The organism is Oleiphilus sp. HI0067, from assembly GCF_001635735.1.
In genome coordinates this window covers 1-1,075 of sequence record NZ_LWFI01000449.1, presented here as the reverse complement: position 1 = coordinate 1,075, position 1,075 = coordinate 1, and the positions used below count along the sequence as shown (strand labels likewise).

1 pseudogene is annotated in these 1,075 nt (G+C 44.2%); it reads left to right on the top strand.

The features are described 5' to 3' along the window. Window positions 1-1,075, top strand: a pseudogene (gene aceE, locus A3739_RS05420) (pyruvate dehydrogenase (acetyl-transferring), homodimeric type); the annotation flags it as partial.

The following is a 1,075-nucleotide window of genomic DNA, read 5'->3' as shown; positions in this document are numbered from 1 at the left end:
CGGTTTCGGTAAAATGGGCGAGGCGACGAATACAACCCACTCTCTCAAACAACTTGATATCGATACCTTAAAAGCATTTAGGGATAGATTTGGNGTTCCGATTAGTGACGAAAAAATAGGGGATGTTCCTTATTATCGTCCTGCACCAGATAGCCCTGAAGCGATCTACATGAAAAGGCGTCGTGAAGAACTTGGTGGTTTCTTTCCAAAACGTCGACAAAAAAGTGCACCGCTTTCAGTTCCAGGGCTTGATGTGTTCCAAGCTCAGCTTGATGAATCAGGTGATAGAGAAATCTCAACGACAATGGCCTTCGTTCGTATGCTTTCTTCTCNCACTAAAGAAAAACGTATCGGAAAAAGAGTCGTGCCAATCGTTCCAGACGAAGCTCGGACATTTGGNATGGAAGGCATGTTCAGACAACTAGGCATCTATACCTCTGAAGGGCAAAAGTATGTGCCAAATGATCGTGATCAGGTCATGTATTATCGTGAGGATCAAGCTGGTCAAATACTAGAGGAAGGCATTAATGAAGCCGGTGCAATGGCTGCATGGATAGCCTGTGCGACATCTTATAGTGTGCACGATTATCCGCTAATCCCGTTTTATATCTATTACTCCATGTTTGGTTTTCAGCGTGTCGGAGATCTTGCCTGGGCGGCTGGTGATATGCGTGCTCGAGGATTTTTAATAGGCGGCACCGCAGGTCGAACCACCTTAAATGGTGAAGGCTTGCAGCACCAAGACGGGCATAGCCATGTATTAGCATCAACTATCCCGAATTGTTTAGCTTACGATCCAGCATTTGCATGTGAAATGGCAGTAATTGTTCAGCATGGCATGAAGCGAATGTACGAAGACAATGAATCTGTTTATTACTATCTGACAATTACTAACGAAAACTATAAACAGCTTCCTTTGGTCAAAGGCAGTGAAGAGGGAATCCTTCGCGGCATGTATAAACGTGAAGAGCTAAATTCTGACGGTGATCTTCATGTTCAATTACTGGGTAGTGGTACTATTTATAACGAAGTCGCTGCCGCAGCACAGTTATTAAAAGATGATTATGGCGTTGCC